21 protein-coding genes are annotated in these 17,703 nt (G+C 43.8%); all 21 read right to left on the bottom strand.

Translation table 11 applies throughout. From position 1 onward, the window contains the following. Positions 1-3: 3 nt before the first annotated feature. The 21 genes from flhF to fliG all read right to left on the bottom strand — a co-directional run bounded on the left by flhF (position 4) and on the right by fliG (position 17,697). Entirely contained in the window at positions 4-1,119 is a 1,116-nt protein-coding gene (gene flhF, locus BK582_RS13765; protein WP_078595609.1) for a flagellar biosynthesis GTPase FlhF, read from the bottom strand. Beyond that, entirely contained in the window at positions 1,119-3,158 is a 2,040-nt protein-coding gene (gene flhA / locus BK582_RS13760; RefSeq protein WP_078595608.1) for a flagellar biosynthesis protein FlhA, read from the bottom strand. The genes flhF and flhA overlap by 1 nt, the downstream gene beginning before the upstream one ends. A gap of 47 nt (positions 3,159-3,205) precedes the next feature. Next, positions 3,206-4,285: a flagellar biosynthesis protein FlhB gene (gene flhB, locus BK582_RS13755; protein WP_078595607.1), complete on the bottom strand. Its 1,080-nt coding sequence runs from the start codon at positions 4,283-4,285 to the stop codon at positions 3,206-3,208. Then, positions 4,285-5,064: a flagellar biosynthetic protein FliR gene (fliR, locus tag BK582_RS13750; protein ID WP_078595606.1), complete on the bottom strand. Its 780-nt coding sequence runs from the start codon at positions 5,062-5,064 to the stop codon at positions 4,285-4,287. The genes flhB and fliR overlap by 1 nt, the downstream gene beginning before the upstream one ends. A 4-nt stretch (positions 5,065-5,068) precedes the next feature. Beyond that, the gene (fliQ, locus tag BK582_RS13745; protein ID WP_078595605.1) at positions 5,069-5,338 is read right to left on the bottom strand and encodes a flagellar biosynthesis protein FliQ; all 270 of its coding nucleotides are present in this window, start codon (positions 5,336-5,338) and stop codon (positions 5,069-5,071) included. Between the two features lie 14 nt (positions 5,339-5,352). Then, the gene (gene fliP, locus BK582_RS13740; RefSeq protein WP_078595604.1) at positions 5,353-6,021 is read right to left on the bottom strand and encodes a flagellar type III secretion system pore protein FliP; all 669 of its coding nucleotides are present in this window, start codon (positions 6,019-6,021) and stop codon (positions 5,353-5,355) included. Continuing rightward, positions 6,018-6,716, bottom strand: a complete 699-nt coding sequence (locus BK582_RS13735; RefSeq protein WP_244895497.1) for a flagellar biosynthetic protein FliO — start codon at positions 6,714-6,716, stop codon at positions 6,018-6,020. The genes fliP and BK582_RS13735 overlap by 4 nt, the downstream gene beginning before the upstream one ends. Before the next feature lie 35 nt (positions 6,717-6,751). Continuing rightward, the gene (locus BK582_RS13730; protein WP_078595602.1) at positions 6,752-7,114 is read right to left on the bottom strand and encodes a response regulator; all 363 of its coding nucleotides are present in this window, start codon (positions 7,112-7,114) and stop codon (positions 6,752-6,754) included. 17 nt (positions 7,115-7,131) lie between these two features. Further along, entirely contained in the window at positions 7,132-8,382 is a 1,251-nt protein-coding gene (gene fliY, locus BK582_RS13725) for a flagellar motor switch phosphatase FliY (protein ID WP_078595601.1), read from the bottom strand. Position 8,383: 1 nt separating this feature from the next. Further along, positions 8,384-9,370 (bottom strand): flagellar motor switch protein FliM, encoded by a 987-nt coding sequence (gene fliM / locus BK582_RS13720; RefSeq protein ID WP_078595600.1) that lies wholly within the window; start codon positions 9,368-9,370, stop codon positions 8,384-8,386. A gap of 37 nt (positions 9,371-9,407) precedes the next feature. Continuing rightward, positions 9,408-9,839 (bottom strand): flagellar basal body-associated protein FliL, encoded by a 432-nt coding sequence (gene fliL, locus BK582_RS13715; RefSeq protein WP_078595599.1) that lies wholly within the window; start codon positions 9,837-9,839, stop codon positions 9,408-9,410. Position 9,840: 1 nt separating this feature from the next. Beyond that, positions 9,841-10,065 (bottom strand): flagellar FlbD family protein, encoded by a 225-nt coding sequence (locus BK582_RS13710; protein ID WP_078595598.1) that lies wholly within the window; start codon positions 10,063-10,065, stop codon positions 9,841-9,843. 98 nt (positions 10,066-10,163) lie between these two features. After that, positions 10,164-11,354 carry a flagellar hook protein FlgE gene (locus BK582_RS13705; RefSeq protein ID WP_078595597.1) on the bottom strand — a complete coding sequence of 397 codons (1,191 nt, stop codon included), beginning with the start codon at positions 11,352-11,354 and terminating at the stop codon, positions 10,164-10,166. Positions 11,355-11,430: 76 nt separating this feature from the next. Next, the gene (locus BK582_RS13700) at positions 11,431-11,823 is read right to left on the bottom strand and encodes a TIGR02530 family flagellar biosynthesis protein (protein WP_078595596.1); all 393 of its coding nucleotides are present in this window, start codon (positions 11,821-11,823) and stop codon (positions 11,431-11,433) included. Positions 11,824-11,852: 29 nt separating this feature from the next. After that, positions 11,853-12,302, bottom strand: a complete 450-nt coding sequence (flgD, locus tag BK582_RS13695; RefSeq protein ID WP_078595595.1) for a flagellar hook assembly protein FlgD — start codon at positions 12,300-12,302, stop codon at positions 11,853-11,855. Between the two features lie 10 nt (positions 12,303-12,312). Then, on the bottom strand, positions 12,313-13,548 hold the full coding sequence (locus BK582_RS13690) for a flagellar hook-length control protein FliK (protein ID WP_078595592.1): 1,236 nt from the start codon (positions 13,546-13,548) through the stop codon (positions 12,313-12,315). A 22-nt stretch (positions 13,549-13,570) separates the two neighbouring features. Further along, the gene (locus BK582_RS13685) at positions 13,571-14,140 is read right to left on the bottom strand and encodes a MotE family protein (protein WP_078595590.1); all 570 of its coding nucleotides are present in this window, start codon (positions 14,138-14,140) and stop codon (positions 13,571-13,573) included. A 15-nt stretch (positions 14,141-14,155) separates the two neighbouring features. Beyond that, positions 14,156-14,590, bottom strand: a complete 435-nt coding sequence (gene fliJ, locus BK582_RS13680) for a flagellar export protein FliJ (RefSeq protein ID WP_078595589.1) — start codon at positions 14,588-14,590, stop codon at positions 14,156-14,158. Next, the gene (fliI, locus tag BK582_RS13675) at positions 14,590-15,909 is read right to left on the bottom strand and encodes a flagellar protein export ATPase FliI (protein ID WP_078595587.1); all 1,320 of its coding nucleotides are present in this window, start codon (positions 15,907-15,909) and stop codon (positions 14,590-14,592) included. The genes fliJ and fliI overlap by 1 nt, the downstream gene beginning before the upstream one ends. Then, positions 15,906-16,694: a flagellar assembly protein FliH gene (gene fliH, locus BK582_RS13670; RefSeq protein ID WP_169911007.1), complete on the bottom strand. Its 789-nt coding sequence runs from the start codon at positions 16,692-16,694 to the stop codon at positions 15,906-15,908. The genes fliI and fliH overlap by 4 nt, the downstream gene beginning before the upstream one ends. Next, entirely contained in the window at positions 16,687-17,697 is a 1,011-nt protein-coding gene (gene fliG / locus BK582_RS13665) for a flagellar motor switch protein FliG (RefSeq protein WP_078595584.1), read from the bottom strand. The genes fliH and fliG overlap by 8 nt, the downstream gene beginning before the upstream one ends. Positions 17,698-17,703 lie beyond the last annotated feature (6 nt).

Below are 17,703 nucleotides of genomic sequence, written 5' to 3'. Positions count from 1 at the left end.
TGCTCAGCTCCTTAAAATCTCCTTAATGAAAAACTCCCCTGAAGCAGGAAGGATATCATCGGGTACGTTCTGGCCGGTAGTTATATACGAACTGCCAATTTTATATTCATACTGTATATTGATTGCAGCTCCAAGAGAGCCGGTTTCATCAGATTTAGTAAAAATGACTTTATCCGGATTGATAGTCTTGAATTCAGTAATGATCTTTTCCATGTCTCTGTATTTTGCTGTTAAAGGCAGCACGAGATGCGTTTCCATTTCTTCATCGAAGTCGATTATGCCGCCAAGCTGTTCTATATATTCTGCATTTCGGAAATTCCGCCCTGCAGAGTCAACCAAAATGACATCATAGTCTTTCAGCCTGTTTTTCGCCTGCTTAAAATCCTCTGCTGAATAGGCTACTTCCACTGGCATGTTTAAAATGTCACCATATGTTTTCAGCTGTTCAACCGCAGCAATCCGATATGTATCGGTAGTAATAAATGCTGCCTTCTTCTTTTCTTCAAGTACAGTGTAGGCTGCTATTTTGGCTAAAGTAGTCGTCTTTCCTGCACCGGTGGGCCCCACTACACAAAGGAGCTGTTTTCCATAACTAAAAGGACCAGTATTTACTCCTTCGAGAAGAGCTGTCAGTTCATCTGCTGCCCAGCTGCTGACCGTTTCCGGATCCAGTTCCTCTCTTTCACCGGAATACCATTTTTTCAGGAGCTGCTTCATTATTACCGCAGTAATATGAGGGGCTACTTCCTGTCCATCCAGTGTTTTTACAACAGACCTTAATTCAGGCGGGTAACTTATATTGTCTGTATCCGCTTGTTGCTGTTTGCTGAGACGCTCAACCATTTGCCGTATCTCTGACAACTCATTTGCCATACCGCTTTCCGGTTCAGGTTTTGCCTTTGTTTTAGGAACTGGCTTCCGTTCAATTTTCACCGGTTTTTTTTTGATTTCAGGATCGATTGCAGCGATAACTTCCACGCCCTTCTTTCTGAACAAGCCGAATATCCCTCCTGTTTCCACTTGCCGTGAATTCAGTATCACTGCATCGTCCCCTAATTCCCCGCGAATCTGCCGCATAGCTTCGTTCATATTTAGAGCTGTATACTTTTTTACCTTCATTAGTTATTCACCACCCCGACACTTTGAACTTCTACAAACGGCTCCAGCTCGTTATAAGATAAAACAGGAACCTGCGGCAAGTATCTTTCGATTAGCTGCCGGACATATAATCTTACAGCGGGAGAGCATAAAATGAGCGGCATATGGCCCGTTTCCTGCATTCTCTCTGCTTCTCTCATAACTGATTCAACAATTGACTGGGCAGAATCAGGATCAAGATTTAAAAAGCTCCCGTGTTCCGTCTGCTGCACTGCATCAGCGAGCGCTTTCTCTACCGCACCACTCACTGTCATTACATAAAGAGGTTCGTTATTAGGTGCGTACTGCTTGGAAATCTGTCTTGATAATGACTGCCGGACATATTCCGTAAGCAGGTTTGTATCTTTTGTCATCTGCCCGTAATCAGCAAGCGTTTCAAAAATTACCGGCAGATTTCGTATAGAAACGTTCTCCTTGAGTAAATTACTTAACACCTTTTGAATCTCCCCAGTAGTCAGGGGATTCGGCGTAACTTCCTCTACAAGGGTAGGATAGGTCTCGCACAAATGATCAATAAGCTGTTTTGTTTCCTGTCGTCCTATAAGCTCATGGGCATGGCGCTTTATAACTTCCGTCAGGTGTGTGGAAACAACTGAAGGAGGGTCAACTACTGTATAGCCGGCCATTTCAGCCTGTTCCTTCAGTTCTTCAGAAATCCAGAGTGCCGGAAGGCCAAAAGCAGGCTCCACTGTTTCTATTCCGGTGATGTTCTCATCATCGACCCCAGGACTCATCGCCATAAAGTGATCAAGAAGCAGCTCTCCTCCCGCAACCTCATTCCCTTTAATTTTTATCGAATATTCGTTAGGCTGCAGCTGGATATTATCTCTTATCCGGATTACCGGGACAATCATCCCCAGTTCTATTGCGAGCTGACGTCTTATCATCACAACTCTGTCAAGAAGGTCGCCCCCCTGGTTAGCATCTGCAAGAGGGATAAGTCCATAGCCAAATTCAAATTCCACCGGGTCTACCTGAAGAAGATTTACAACACTTTCCGGAGATTTTATTTCCTCGTCCTGTTCATCAGGGGGAATCTCCAGATCTTCAAGTTCTTTTTCTTTTCTCTCATTTTTACTGAGGATAAAACCTCCTGCTCCAAGTGCTGCAGCAACAGTTGTTGTAACAAAAGGATCGATCGGAGTCATGAACCCCAGCAGTGCAATCGTTCCCCCTGCTACGTAAAGCATTTTGGGGTAGGCAAACAGCTGCTTCGTAATATCGTGGCCCAAATTTCCTTCTGAGGCAGCCCGGGTCACTACGATTCCCGTTGCAGTGGATATAAGAAGTGCAGGGATCTGGCTGACCAATCCGTCTCCTACTGTAAGAAGTGTGTATTTACCGGCCGCCTCTCCTAAACTGAGCCCTTCCTGTGCCATACCGATGACGAAACCAAAGATAATATTGATCAGAACAATAACAATACCAGCAATGGCATCCCCTTTAACAAACTTGCTGGCCCCATCCATCGACCCGTAAAAATCAGCTTCCTGTTCAATTTTTTTACGTCTTTCTCTTGCTTCCCCATCAGAGATCATGCCTGCATTTAAATCTGCATCTATGCTCATTTGCTTCCCCGGCATAGCATCCAAAGTAAATCTGGCACCTACTTCGGATACACGTTCGGCTCCTTTTGTTATAACGACAAACTGGATAACAACAAGGATGACAAATACGACAAATCCGACTAGCGCGTTTCCTCCAACTACAAACTGCCCGAATGTATCAATAACATTACCTGCATCACCCTGATTACCGAGGATAGCCCTCGTTGTGGATACATTCAGTCCAAGGCGGAATAATGTTACGAGCAGGAGCAGTGTCGGAAAAATAGAAAACTGCAGCGGCTCTCTCGTATTCATGGAAACAAGGATAATCAAGAGCGCAAATGATATATTCACAATAATTAAGAAGTCTATCATTCCAGGCGGCAGCGGAATGATGAGCATAACAACTATAAGAATTACTCCTAATAAAATACTAAAATCTTTACCTGCCATTTACGTTCTTCCCTTCCGGCGTTTGAGGCAATGCATATTGCGGCATGTCAAATCTTCCTCTGGATACGATAGACGTATGCCAGTACTTCAGCAGTCGCTTTAAAAAGATCTTCCGGCACCTGGTCTCCAATTTCAGCCTGGCTGTACAGAGCTCTTGCAAGCGGCCTGTTTTCTACGGTAATAACTTCATTATTCTTTGCAACGTTAATGATTTTAAGAGCAATATAATCTACTCCTTTTGCCACGACTACCGGTGCTGCCATTTTTCCATCTTCGTACTTTAAAGCTACAGCATAATGAGTCGGGTTAGTAATAACTACGTCCGCATTAGGGATCTCCTGCATCATTCTGCTCATTGCCATTTGCTTCTGTTTTTCTTTGATTTTTGATTTTATAAGAGGGTCACCCTCGGTTTTTTTATATTCATCTTTTACATCCTGTTTGGACATCCGGATGTTTTTTTCATGGTCATACTTCTGGTACATGTAATCAAGCACAGAGAGGAAAATCAGCAATGCTGCTGTCGCCAGACCCATTATAAGTGTCAGGTTACCAATAATACGTACGCTCTCTCCAACAGAGTACAGGGACAGCTTTAAAATCTCATCCATGGAAATCCATAATACTGAAAACGTAACAAGGCCAACGAGAGAGATTTTAAGCATTGATTTTAAAAATTCCACCAGAGCCCGGACAGAAAATATCCTTTTTGCCCCTTTAATAGGATCGATTTTTTCCAGTTTCATTTTGATTGCCTCGGGAGCAAACAAAACACCAACCTGGAGATAATTGCTGAAAATTGCTGCGGCTATAGCTGCCAGCATAACAGGGCCAATTACCAGCGCAGCCTGAAAACTTAATTCTGTAAATAAAGTCCTGACGTTTGTTTTCGTAAGCTCCATCAGCAAATATTCCTGCAACGTAAACTGCGCTATACTGAAGAGCTGCTCCACCACAAAGCGGCCGATCAGCCAGAAGAACAAAAATACAAACAGGAGTATGAACGCGGTATTTACATCATTGCTTTTCGCTACCTGGCCCTTTTTCCTTGTCTCGAGCTTTTTTTTCGGGGTTGCCTTTTCTGTCTTTTCCTGGGCAAAAAATTGTATATTCAGCTTAAGATACACTACGATACCCCTCCATAAATCTCCATCAGTGTCCTCATTGTCAGCGTCATCGTTTCAACAAGATGCTGCACGATTACAAAAAAAGGAGCCATAACTAACACCAGGATGATGAATCCAGCAAGTATTTTAAGCGGCAGGCCAACAACGAAAACATTGACCTGAGGAACGGTTCTTGATACCATCCCCAGTGCTACATCAACAAGGAATAAAGATCCGACAATCGGCATGGCCATTTGAAAAGCAATGATAAACATCGTGCTGAACGTGCTGACAACAAAGCTGATGACCGCTTCGTCTCCAAAAGGAAGATACAGCTGGTCCACCGGGACAAACTGATAGCTGTAATAAACTCCATCGAGGAGGAGGTGATGAGCATCAGTTGCCAGAATGAAAAGTATTGTAAAAGTATACAAATAACTTCCGATCATAGGGCTTTGAGCCCCAGTCTGAGGATCGATTACGTTGGCAATCATAAAGCCCATTTTTATATCTATAAACCCGCCGGCAATCTGGACTGCATAAAGAAGGATCATAGCAATGAGTCCTACTGTCAGCCCTGTCAGCGCTTCTTTTATTATCAGCAGAAAATATGTGTAGTCAATTTCCAGCACCGGCCAGTCTCCGGAAAAAAACATCATCCAGGAGATAAAGACAGAAAGAGCAATTTTCAGCTGGGCAGGTATATTTTGATAAGAGAAAAAGGGCAGAGTGACCATAAAAGCAGATACACGTACAAGAATTAATAAAAATACAGGAAACCAGTCAAATATCTCAGCCATCACGCTATCCTATATACTGATTGAGATTACCGAAAATTTGCTCTGCAAATGTCAGTGCCTGATCAAGCATCCAGGGGCCAAATACCAATAAAGCGAGAAGTACGCCGACGATTTTAGGAATAAAAGCGAGCGTTTGTTCCTGAATCTGAGTTGTTGCCTGAAATATACTTACAATAAGACCAAGTCCCAGAGCAGTTATAAGCAAAGGCCCTGATACAGCCAGTACGACGAAGATACCTCTTTCAGCTAATCCTATTACCATTTCTGAAGTCATTTTCTTACTCCCCCTTAAAAACTAAGCAGCAGTGAGCGGACAACAAGATGCCAGCCGTCTACCATTACAAACAACAAAATTTTAAACGGAAGTGCGATCATAACCGGAGGAAGCATCATCATACCCATCGACATTAAAACGCTCGCAACAACCATATCTATTACCAGAAACGGAACGAAAATCATAAATCCGATCTGAAAAGCAGTCTTTAGTTCACTGATAGCAAAAGCAGGGACAAGAGCAGTCAAAGGTATGTCGTCAAGAGATTCAGGCCTGTCAAGCCCTGCGTATCCCATGAATAATGCCAGATCTTTCTCTCTCGTATGTCTTGCCATAAATTCTTTCATCGGGAGTGCTGCTGCTTCAAAAGCTTCTTCCTGGCTGATTTCCCCTTCAAACATTGGCTGGAGTGCCTGTTCGTTTACTTCAGAAAATACTGGAGCCATAATGAAAAATGTCAGGAACAGAGCCAGTCCGATAAGCACCTGATTAGGCGGCATTTGTTGTGTAGCCAGACCTGAGCGGACAAAAGACAAAACTATTATAATTCTAGTGAAGCAGGTCATCAGGATCAGGATACTTGGTGCAAGAGTAAGAACTGTTAGCAGAAGGAGAAGCTGGACAGTAGCTGTTAAGTTTTCAGGTTCATCGCTGAAAATATCTAATGCTGGAATTTCTATCATCTGCTGTTCCCCTTAACTGCGGAATGAATTTTGTCCTGTGTTTTTCTTACTTCCTTCATTTCTCTGTTGAGCATATTGTGGAAGTTTTTCTTGTCTCCCGCTTCTTTTTCTTTTCGATTAGTTGCGGAAATAAGGTTTTTCACCCAATCCGCAGCCTGGCTGACTGGCTGGTCAAGAATTTGCTGCGGCTGAACGGACTCGGTAATTTCTTTAATTTCTTCCGGATCTTCTATTTCTTTAATGAGCTGGACAGTTTCTCCAACCCCTACAAGGAACAACTTTCTTCCGACCTTCACAACCTGTACTGAGCGATTTGCCCCGAGTCCCACTCCACCTATATTTTCGATCGTTGAATGCTGCTGGAAAGACCTGCTTCTTTTATTGACAAATTTGAGGAGGGCATTGATTAAAAAGATGACGACCGCAAGAGCAGCAAACATTTGCAGTGAAAGCAAGAATAAATTAGGTGTGTTCTCACCAGTGCCAATAGTTCCGCTGCCATTCTCTCCAGCATCGCCTGTCAGTATATTTCCCTGTCTTTCTTCTTCTCTATCGCTGCTGTCATTTTCTCCCTCAGGCTCTCCCTGATTGATCATATCACTGATAGTTCCGTCCCCGTCCCCCCATTCCTGGGCGGATGCGTCTGTGCTTATCAGAATATTAAAAGCTAAAAATAGAATTAAAATACCACTCACGTGTTTCAATAATGCCACTCCTCTGAAGCTGTATGCTATCCCAGTGTTTTGTTAACTGCTTCCAGCACCCGTTCTGCCTGGAAGGGTTTTACTATAAAATCTTTCGCTCCTGCCTGAATTGCATCAATTACCATAGCCTGCTGCCCCATTGCTGAACACATGATCACTTTAGCATTAGCGTCAAAGTTCCGGATTTCTTTTAATGCTGTAATTCCATCCATCTCAGGCATAGTAATATCCATAGTGACCAGTTCAGGAGAATGCTCCTTGTAAAGTTCTATTGCCTGAGCACCGTCTCCGGCTTCTGCAACTACTTCAAAGTTGTTTTTCGTCAGAATATCTTTAATCATCATTCTCATAAATGCGGCATCATCCACTACTAAAACTTTTACTGGCATTACTGTTTCCTCCTTATTTATCTTAATTTTGTGATTCGTTCTTTCTGGCTCACAATATCTGTTACGCGCACACCAAAGTTTTCATCAATAACGACTACTTCCCCCTGGGCTACAAGACGCTGATTCACCAAAATATCCACCGGCTCTCCTGCGAGTTTATCCAGTTCAATAATCGAGCCCTGAGTCATCTCCAGGATATCCCTCACGGATTTCCTGGTTCTCCCAAGTTCAACAGTTACTTCGAGGGGTATATCCAAAAGCATATCGAGATTCTTCGTTCCTGTTTCTCCAGGGACAGGCTGGCCAAAATCAGAGAAAGCTGCGGCCTGAATGTTAGCAGCACGTTTTGGTTTCGGTTTCTGCTTCACTTCATGGCTGTTCTCATCAGATGAATTACTTCTTAATTCCTGCTGTTCCTGTAGTCTGGACCGGTCTTCTCCTGCCGGAATATTTGTTTCCTGGGCCGGTTCGGCTGCCTCCCGCTGGTGACGAGGTTGATAAGAGGCTGATTCTGAGTTCGAATCCCCTTCAGCTGCTGCTGAAACTTCGTCATACAATTTTTCCTCTTTCTGATCAGCAGCTGCCGGATTCATTAACAGCTCGACCATTTCCTTAGCAAACCCTACTGTAAGAAGCTGCATAATTTTAGAATCTATTAAATTTCCTATTTTTAAATTAAAGGAAATCATGACAAGAGCTTCTTCACCAGGCAGCTCGATTTTGTTTGGTTCTTCAGGCAAGTGCAAGACCTCGATATCCGGCGGGGAAATATCCACCCTCTTTCCGAAAATGGTGGACATGGAGGTTGATGCGGAGCCCATCATCTGATTCATTGCCTCCTGAACCGCACTGACCTCCATCTCACCTAATTCCTCAGGCGCGGAAGTTCCATCATTCCCTAGCATTAAATCTGCAATTATTGAAGCGTCTTTAGTATTAATTACAAGGACATTCATGCCTTCAAAACCATCTATGTACTTTACACTTACAGCTACATGGGGTTTTGGGAATTCTTTATCAAGTTCTGACTGCTTCACAATACTCACTTCGGGAGTGGTGATATCCACTTTCTGGTTGAGAAGAGTAGATAAGGCGGTCGCAGAGCTGCCAAAAGAAATATTGCCTATTTCACCAACAGCATCCTGCTCTATACCTGATAAATAATCCTCAACCACCGCAGTTTCTTCTGAAGAATCGTCTTCTTCCTCGTCACCCATTCCGTTTAACAGGGCATTGATTTCTTCCTGGGACAGCATATCGTCGTTCATCTCAATCCCCTTCCTCTCCAATTACTTCTGTTATCTGAACTGCAACATTTCCTCGCAGTTTCCCTGGCTGGCCATAAAATTTCGCCAGGCTTCCAACGTTTACCTTTAAAGGATCCTCGATTAACTGATTAAGTTCTATTACATCGTCTACTGCAAGGTGGAGGAATTCCTCAATTGTAATTTCAGACTTTCCAAGTTCAGTAACAACCTCCAGAGGAGCTTGTTTAACGCTGTTCTGAAGCGAAGTTAGTTCTCCTGGTTCTCTTTCTTTCTTCTTTTGCTGCATCCACAGATGTGCAGACAATTTAGGAAGGATTTCCTCAATAACAACATGCGGGAGACATAAATTGATCATTCCCGATGCCTCTCCAATGGCAGTGGAAAATGAAATAACTACGACCGTTTCATTGGGGGAGACTAACTGAAGGAACTGAGGATTTATCTCCAGATCATCCATAACAGGCTCAAACTCTTTAACCGAATCCCAGGCTTCACGGAAAGTTTCCAGTGTCCTCTGAAAAAGCTGTGTGAGTATCCGGGTTTCAATTTCTGTAAGATTTTCCGCCTTACTGAATGCTTCACCTCTCCCCCCAAGCATACGGTCAAGCATAGCGAAGGCTATGTTGGGGTTCACTTCCATCACAAAACGCCCTTCAAGGGGTTCAGGCGTAAACACATTTAATATTGTCATCTTAGGAACTGAACGAATAAACTCTTCATAAGACAACTGATCTACAGAGGCAACAGAAACTTGCGCAAATGTTCTGAGCTGTGCGGATAACTGTGTCGTTAGTAATCTCGCAAAATTCTCATGGATTCTCGTTAAACTTCGAATCTGGTCTTTTGAAAATCTTAGAGCACGTTTGAAGTCATACGTTTTTACCTTATTTTCTTTCTCTTCTTTTTTTAATTCCTCTGCATCCATCTCACCTGTTGACAGTGCGGATAACAAAGCATCAATTTCCCCCTGGGATAAAACATCTGTCAAGTGCTTCACCTCGCCTTCTACGCTGCAGCTAACCGTGCTACTGAATTACCCGTTGTTTTAAATAAACCTCCTCAACGGTTCCATCCTGCATAATTTCATTTACTTTATCCTTAATTTGTTTTTCCAGTGATGCAATTCCTTCAGAGCCCTGAAAATCACTTTCTTTCATATCGGAAAGCTCGCGGATAATAATATTCTCTACCTGAAAGTCACGTTTTTCGAGCTCTGATTTAGCATTTCTGTTATCAAGCTGGATAACAAACTGAGTCCTGATAATATGGCTGGACAATAAGTTCGTAATAATTTCGTCTGTCTCCACCGTAACTTTCAGAATTTCCTCTATTCCCGGTTTACCTTCTGCATGTGTTTCCTCTGCAAGCTGCGTATAAATCACAATTGTTAAAACACCTGCCACAGTCAGGGCCCCAAGAATAACAAGCATTATATTCACCAGTTTATTCCGGAACATCTCAATCCCCCTTTAGGCTGCTGCCCTGGTTTTGAACTGCAGCAAGCAAACCAGCATTTCTGTAAAATTCCGTCGCCTTCCTGATAACTTCATCTTCTTTCTCAGAAACTACAAGCCTTTTACCGTTTGTCAATGTGATGGTGGTATCAGGAAAGGACTGGATCTGTTCTATATATACTGCATTCAGAGTAAATTCCTGGCTGTTCAGCCTCGTAAGCTTAATCATATGATTATTGGCTGCGGACTAGCCTGGAGCCGCAGCCTTCCCCCTTTCCCGGTAACAGGCAGCTTAGTGCCCTCAAGAGCACCAAGCCACTAACTTTATTAACGTTTCAGATTAACAAGTTCCTGTAGGATCTCGTCAGAAGTGGTGATCATCCTTGTATTTGCCTGAAAGCCCCTCTGGGTGACAATCATTTCAGCAAATTCCTCAGCGAGGTCCACGTTTGACATTTCAAGAGCCGAGCCTGTCAGCGTGCCTCTTCCTGCAATACCGGCAAGCCCAACTTGCGGATTTCCGGAGTTGTTGGTTGCCTGAAACAGGCTGTCCCCTGCTTTAGAAAGTCCTCCCGGGTTATTGAATGATGCGAGAGCAATCTGCCCAAGCAATCTTACTTCTCCATTAGAGAAAATCCCGTTAATTTCTCCAGTCTGTGAAATACTGTAGCTTTCCAATGTACCATCAATACTTCCTGTCATGCTTGCAACGTCCACAGTAGAAGGAGATGCATACTGGGTAATCCGTGAAAAATCGATTTCCACATTGAAATTTCCTGTGCCGCTCGAAGAAGTAACTGGCAGGTTAAAAGGTCCGGCATTGTTACTTCCTCCGTTAAAATTAAGCGTTCCAGTAGTTCCGTTTACTGAGTAAGACCATGTGTTTTCAGCGGTTTTTGTGAAATTAATATTTACAGGATGCTGAGTTCCAATGTCATCTACCACGTTAAAAGCGAGTGTCCTCTCTGTATTAACCGGGTCGTCTGCTCTAAGATTCCCTCTCAGCGTTACATTATCAGTTGCTTCAGGAGCTACTTGCGCTCCTGAGGTAATCTGAAGATTCCCAGTGCCTGCTGCTGCGTTAATATTGCCTTCTGCATCTACCGGGTACCCCTGGACATACATTCCGTTGGAGGCAACGAGGTTCCCCTGCTGATCAAGATAAAAGTTACCGGCTCTCGTATAGAACGACTGATTCCCATCATTCACGATGAAAAACCCGTCTCCGGTTATCCCCATGTCAAGATCTCTCCCTGTAGTCTGCAAAGAACCTTGTGTCTGAATAGTATCTACTGTTGCTAAAGATCCTCCGAGCCCTACCTGCATTGGGTTAGTACCGCCGCGATTTTCTGCTGGTGTACCTGCCCCGGACATCTGCTGGCTTACAAGATCCTGGAAAGTCGCCCTTCCTTTTTTATATCCGAATGTATTTACATTCGCGATATTATTACCAATTACATCGAGTTTCGTCTGAAAGTTCTGCATCCCGCCGATACCTGAATACATTGCTCTTAACATCTTAATCTCTCCCTTCAAATTTAGAGATGCTGCTTCTGTCGGTCAGCAGCATACGGCTTCCTTTCGGTCCGGCCGCTTATTCGTCCTCAATCACTATAGCTCCATTTATATTGGTAAATAACTGAGTGTTCATTTCCTCTCTGTCCATTGCTGTGATCACAGTTTTGTTTTTGGCATTTACAATTAATGCCGCACTGTTTGTTATTACTAAAGCATCATTTACACCTTTTGCCCCTGCCTCATCGACTTTCCCATTAATTTCCTGCCAGGCCTTCTCTGTTATTTCAATCCCTCTTGCCTGGATTCTTTTTTCAGCGTGCCTGCTCAGCTTGATCTCACCGGTTTTGTCTATCTCGTTCCGAAGAAGAGATTGAAAGGAGATGTCCCCTTTTACCTTTTCAGGCTGCCGGTTTACTTTTACAGATGGGTTGGCCAGCTGCTGCAGATGGTGTGGCATGATTTTATTCATTTGACCATCAACTCCGAAAAAATAATATCTTATTCAGCCAGGGATACAGCTGTAATATCTGAGGTGCTTACTGGCCGGTCTCCGTCTATAATCAGTTCTGCAGTTCCATCTTTAAATCTTACAGAGGTTACAACTCCATCCCCTGTCTCTTTCCTCGTGGTGCCGTCTTCGAGCTTCGTTTCCCTTTCCCAGGCAACCCTTTTTCCAATTAGTTCACTATGTGAATGAAAAGCGCTCTGCTGCTGGGTGTCCAGGAATTTCTGAAGGTTTGCATTCATATTAGTCATTTGTTCAAGAGCAGAAAATTGTGCCATCTGAGCTATAAATTCCTGGTCTTCCATTGGATTAAGAGGATCCTGGTTCTGAAGCTGGGTAATCAGCAGCCGGAGAAACGCATCTTTATCCAGATCACCTGTATGTCTGCTTTTCTGCTGTTTCTGATAATCTGACAAATACAGGCTGTTAATAGTAGTTTCCACTGGTGGTCACCTACACTTTCGTGTTAATCGTCTCTTCTAAAAATGCTGCAAATGTTTCTTCATCCTCTTCTTCCCCTCTGTCTTTCTCTGGGGAAGGCTGCTGGTCCCCACTCTCTTCTCCAGCTTGTCCCTGAGAATCTTTCAGAGCCTGCTGCTGGGTCTGCTGCTGGGTAACCTCGACCCTGTCCACTTGTATCTGCTGGCCAAGAAAGGCCTGGCGAAGCTGATGCAGTTGCCCTTCAATCAATTCCCTTGCCTGAGAGGTGGCGGCAGTCAATTTAGCTATAAGCACACCGTTTACCTGCTGAATCGTTATATCAAGCCTGCCCAGATGCTGCGGATTCAGTTTAACAGTCAGCTGCTGGATTCCGTTTTCCATATTCCTGAATACTCCTCCTTTCAGAACAGACTGAAACTGGCGGAGGAACTGTTCCTCAGTAATTCTTTCAGAAGGCTGGGAACCGGTATGAAGAAAAAACTGCTGAAGCCTGGACAAGTGGCTGGATGCCGGGTCTATTTGTATATGAGCGGTGAATTCTTTCCCGGATTGCGGAAGAATAAATTGTCCGGATGAACCTTCTGGCTTTGTTTTACCCGCGATTAAACTCGTCCAGTCTCTAAGGCCTGCTGCTCTCAGTTTATCCTCCGGGAGTTCTTTAAGAATCTCTACGAACTGTCTGCCCAGTTCCTCCAATGTATTCATGTTTTTGACAGCGAGTGATGAAAGCCCTGGGAAGAGCTTATGTAGTGACTCACTTAAGAAAGGCGGGATCCGCTCAAAAGCCTGGATATTTTTCTGACCGTAATCTGCTCCAGACTGCGGCATAACTGAAAGAAGAGCTATAATGAACTCTGGATCATCGAGCATTTTGTGCTGCATGCCCATTTCTTCCATTTCAACTGCCTCCTGCAGTTTATTAACTATCTCGGCTGCCATTTTTTCAGGCATAATTTCTGTAAAAAATCCCCCGTCCGCCGACTCATTGAATAGTATATCTGCATCGGTCAGGACTGCATCTCTCAAATAAACAAATAGTTCCTGCAGATCCTGCCCCTCTCCTTCAGGGAAAGACTGCGTGATAAGGCCGGCTCCAGATTCATCTGCTCCTTCACCAATCTTCTCTTCCAGAAAAGATAGAAATGATTTACCTTCCTTGTCTTTCCTAGCTATATCTGCTGGCACGGAAGTATCAACCCCAGTCTGCTGCCTGCCAGGAACAGGGCCAGGTATAATTCCATTGATCAATTTTTGTTCACCCCCTTTCCATTTACTCTGCTAACTGGTTTACCAGGCTTGCAGCTGTTTCAGGATCCATTCTGCTTAATATCTGTGCTCTTTTGTCAATATTCATTTGCCGCAGGTAACCAGCAGCTTCATCCTCACTCATTTCTTCCAGTATGTCTGCTGCTTTTGAGGCTGTCATGCTCTCAAGAGTTCTGACTATGTCTCTTATATCCTGGCGGTTAACGTCCTCTTCAGCTGCCTCGTAATCATCTCCGTGTTCTTCCTCCTGATTAAGAAGGAGCAATTCTTCTTCAAGCCTCATGATCTCTTCCTCTTTGCTTTCAAGCTCCATTTCCAGCCTGGCCAGTTCTTTAGCGTAATTCTCATTTTCATGCTCAAGTCTGACCGTAAGCTCTTCTGAGGAATATTCTTCATGGCTCTCTTCATCAGAGTCGATAAACGGGAGGACAGAAGCCGCTTCCCTAACTGCTCCACCTACATTAACTCCCGTGTAATACATCAGAACAACAGCAAGAATCATAACGAATACAGCAGGGATGAATATAACTATAAAAAACCACTGAAATTTACTCTTTTCCTGATCTCCGCTCATATATTCACCCTGTTTCTATTTAAAAAACTTCTGTACGGAGATTTCGTCGAGGAACTGGTTTTCCTGCTTTTTCGTTTCCTCAATAAAGGCTTCGTACTTTTTTTCTTTCATTTTTTCAAATTTCCTGACGTCTACAGCGGTTATATTCAGCCGAATCTGCTTTTTAGTCATCAGATCCCTCGCCCGCTGAGTATCTATCTGCAGCTTATCGATTCTCAGCTGCATAAATCGAAGAGATTCCTGTATATACTGTATAGTCGCTACAGGGATACCTCCGGAAAGTTTATCCTCATAAGAAGCCAGCATATCTTCTTTCTGCTTCAGCAGATGATAAAGTTCTGTGGCGGTTTCTTCAAATTGCTTCATCGCCTGTTCATAAGCTGCCTGTGCTTCTACTTGTTCGTGTTCTTTCACTTCAAGTACTTTTTGCAGGGTGTATTGAAATCCCATTAAAGAACCCCTCCCCCAAAGCGGCTGATTAAGTCGTTAACAGCAGCATCATATTCCACGTTTTCCCCGGTACCCTGTTTTATGTAATTGATAAGTTCAGGGTATTTACTGATTGCTTCATCTACTTCCCGGTTAGTCCCCCGCTTATAGGCTCCGATACTAATCAAATCTTCAGAATCTGTATAGACTGCAAGGGCGTTTCTGAAGCGGTCCGCTGCTTTCCGGTGGTCTTCACTTACAATATCGTTCATAATTCTGCTGATACTTTTTAATACATTGATTGCAGGAAACTGCCCTTTATTTGCAAGTTTCCTGTCGAGCACAAGGTGGCCATCCAATATTCCTCTTACTGTATCAGCGATGGGTTCATTTAAGTCGTCCCCGTCAACTAACACTGTATAGAATGCTGTGATTGAGCCGGCTTCGTCTGTTCCGCTCCGTTCAAGCAGCCTTGGCAAAAGACCAAATACTGAAGGGGTGTATCCTTTAGTGGTGGGAGGCTCCCCCACAGCCAGGCCAATTTCACGCTGGGCCATAGCAACTCTTGTAACAGAATCCATTAACAATGTTACCGATAGTCCCTGGCTCCGATAAAATTCTGCAATGGCGGTAGCTGTCATGGCCCCTTTTATTCTCATTAGTGCTGGCTGGTCAGAAGTTGCCACAACTACCACAGAATTTTTCAGCCCTTCAGGACCGAGATCCCTTTCTACAAAGTCTCTTACTTCCCTGCCCCTCTCTCCAATCAGAGCAATTACATTAATGTCTGCCGCTGATTTTTTGGCAATTATTGCCATTAATGTACTTTTACCAACACCGCTTCCGGCAAAGATTCCTACCCTTTGCCCCTTGCCTACTGTGAACAGCCCATCGATAACCCTTACACCTAAACTTAACGGTTCATTGATACGCGGACGCTTCAAAGGATTTGGAGGAGTGTTTTCTGTAGGGAAAGAAATTAACCCTGTGTCCGGGAAACCATCATCCAGCGGCCTGCCAAGACCATCCAGCACCTTGCCTGTCAAATTCGTCCCTACTTTAATCTCCAGAGGTTTCTTAGTAGCTTCCACTAAACTGCCTGGGGAGATCTGATCAATTCTGTCAAATGGCATGAGTAATACTTTTTCATTGCGAAAGCCTACGACCTCCACCATAATTTTTCTTCCCGATGCCCCTTCAGCATGAATATAGCAAACCTCCCCAACAGAAACCTGAGGCCCTTTCGATTCAATCATCAGGCCGACAACCTGAGTAACCTTACCGTATTGTTTATAAGGGTCTGTCTTTTTAACCTCTTCAATAAGACTGCTGAAGTTCATTGTCCGCTACCTTCTTTAAGCTTTTCCTGCAAGGTCATCTTGATTTCTTTCAGCTGGCTGTCCACGCCGGCATCTACCCGGCCGTATGGAGTTTCAATTACACAATCGTTTTTGCCAATGCCTGCCTCCGGGTAAATATAAAGTTCTCTTGTATGAAGAGCAATTTGCTGAAGTTCATCCTTATGATGAAGAACATTTTCATATTTTTCCGGATGGATATATATAGTTATTTCTTCATGGCTCCTCACTTCTCTTACAGCTTCTTCAATAAGGTAAGTCCATGCATCGCCGGTTCTTTCCAATGTTTCCCCTATTATCTTTTCTGCTACTTCCATAGCGAGCTCAAGCATGACGGGCTCCGCCTTCTCCAGGTGGGAAAAGTAATCTTCTTTCGCTTTTCTCACAAGATCTCCGGCTTTTCGAATCTCCTTTTCATACTGGCTTTTTCCTTCCAGTTGTCCAGCTTCGTATCCTTGCTGCCAGCCTTTCTTCTCTGCTTCCTGAAAGATCTGTTCAGCCTCAGCCCTGATTTCTTCTTCCTGCTTCAGTAGCTCGTTCTGCAGAAGTTCCGCCTGCCTTTTTGCATTCTGAATAATTTCCTCTGCTGTCTTTTTCGCATCTTCTTCCAGTAAATTTCGTTCTTTATAGTGAACACCCATACCTGGTTGTGCCCCGGATTCTCTATTATCACGGACTTTCTCCCGCTGGCCATAAAGGCGCAGTTTAATCACTTTTTCTCCAGGTCCAGAGACGATTGTATTAGTTGACTTGATTAATTTAGACAATAATATCATCTCCCCCGCCGCGGGCAATAATGATCTCACCAGCTTCTTCCAGTCGTCTTATTACAGAGACAATTCTCGTCTGTGCCTCCTCAACATCACGAAGCCGGACAGGACCCATAAATTCCATTTCCTCTTTAAATGTGTCTGCCATACGCTGTGACATATTTTTGAAAACAATATCCTTCACTTCGTCACTGGAAACTTTGAGAGACAGCTGGAGATCTTCATTTTCCACATCTCTGATTACTCTCTGTATGGACCTGTTATCCAGAGTGACAATATCTTCAAATACAAACATGCGCTTTTTAATTTCTTCAGCCAGTTCCGGATCCTGAATCTCAAGAGAATCAAGTATTGTCCGTTCAGTACTTCTGTCCACTTTGTTAAGAACTTCGACTACTGATTCGATGCCTCCCGCCTGAGTGAAGTCATGAGTTACCGTGGCGGAAAGCTTTTTCTCGAGAATATTCTCCACCTCACTTATGATTTCAGGTGAAGTACTGTCCATCACAGCAATACGCTTAGCTACATCTGCCTGGACTTCCTGAGGGAGTGAAGATAATATTTGCCCGGACTGCTCACTTTCCAAATAGGAAAGTATTAAAGCGATGGTCTGAGGGTGCTCACTTTGAATGAAATTAAGAATTTGCCCAGGATCAGCTTTCCGGGCGAAATCAAAAGGCCTGACCTGCAGTGAGGATGTAAGCCGGTTGATTACTTCCATAGCTTCTTCTGTCCCCAGTGCTTTTTCCAGCACATCTTTCGCGTAGCCGATTCCTCCCTGAGATATATACTCCTGAGCTAACGCCAGCTGGTGGAATTGTTCTAATATTTCTTCTTTTGCGGAAGAATCCACCTTTCTGACACCGGCTATTTCAAGAGTCAGCTTTTCTATCTCTTCTTCAGTCAGATGTTTATATACTTGAGCTGACACATCCGGTCCCATAGATATTAGTAATATTGCTGCTTTTTCAGCACCGGAAAGCTGTTTTCTTTTAGCCATTTTCCT

The organism is Evansella clarkii (genome assembly GCF_002019695.1).
Taxonomy (GTDB): domain Bacteria; phylum Bacillota; class Bacilli; order Bacillales; family Salisediminibacteriaceae; genus Evansella; species Evansella clarkii.
The sequence above is the reverse complement of the archived record's forward strand: the minus strand, read 5'-3'. Positions and strand labels throughout refer to the sequence as shown.

What these genes read in the sequence shown, in the direction of transcription:
- BK582_RS13685 (WP_078595590.1), bottom strand. Translation starts at nt 14,140, where the DNA reads ATGAGCGGAGATCAGGAAAAGAGTAAATTTCAGTGGTTTTTTATAGTT.
- fliR (WP_078595606.1), bottom strand. Translation starts at nt 5,064, where the DNA reads ATGGCTGAGATATTTGACTGGTTTCCTGTATTTTTATTAATTCTTGTA.
- flhA (WP_078595608.1), bottom strand. Translation starts at nt 3,158, where the DNA reads ATGGCAGGTAAAGATTTTAGTATTTTATTAGGAGTAATTCTTATAGTT.
- fliQ (WP_078595605.1), bottom strand. Translation starts at nt 5,338, where the DNA reads ATGACTTCAGAAATGGTAATAGGATTAGCTGAAAGAGGTATCTTCGTC.
- fliP (WP_078595604.1), bottom strand. Translation starts at nt 6,021, where the DNA reads ATGATAGAAATTCCAGCATTAGATATTTTCAGCGATGAACCTGAAAAC.
- BK582_RS13710 (WP_078595598.1), bottom strand. Translation starts at nt 10,065, where the DNA reads ATGATTAAGCTTACGAGGCTGAACAGCCAGGAATTTACTCTGAATGCA.
- fliG (WP_078595584.1), bottom strand. Translation starts at nt 17,697, where the DNA reads ATGGCTAAAAGAAAACAGCTTTCCGGTGCTGAAAAAGCAGCAATATTA.
- fliY (WP_078595601.1), bottom strand. Translation starts at nt 8,382, where the DNA reads ATGAACGACGATATGCTGTCCCAGGAAGAAATCAATGCCCTGTTAAAC.
- flhF (WP_078595609.1), bottom strand. Translation starts at nt 1,119, where the DNA reads ATGAAGGTAAAAAAGTATACAGCTCTAAATATGAACGAAGCTATGCGG.
- BK582_RS13730 (WP_078595602.1), bottom strand. Translation starts at nt 7,114, where the DNA reads ATGCCAGTAAAAGTTTTAGTAGTGGATGATGCCGCATTTATGAGAATG.
- fliJ (WP_078595589.1), bottom strand. Translation starts at nt 14,590, where the DNA reads ATGGGATTTCAATACACCCTGCAAAAAGTACTTGAAGTGAAAGAACAC.
- BK582_RS13705 (WP_078595597.1), bottom strand. Translation starts at nt 11,354, where the DNA reads ATGTTAAGAGCAATGTATTCAGGTATCGGCGGGATGCAGAACTTTCAG.
- BK582_RS13700 (WP_078595596.1), bottom strand. Translation starts at nt 11,823, where the DNA reads ATGAATAAAATCATGCCACACCATCTGCAGCAGCTGGCCAACCCATCT.
- fliI (WP_078595587.1), bottom strand. Translation starts at nt 15,909, where the DNA reads ATGAACTTCAGCAGTCTTATTGAAGAGGTTAAAAAGACAGACCCTTAT.
- fliL (WP_078595599.1), bottom strand. Translation starts at nt 9,839, where the DNA reads ATGTTCCGGAATAAACTGGTGAATATAATGCTTGTTATTCTTGGGGCC.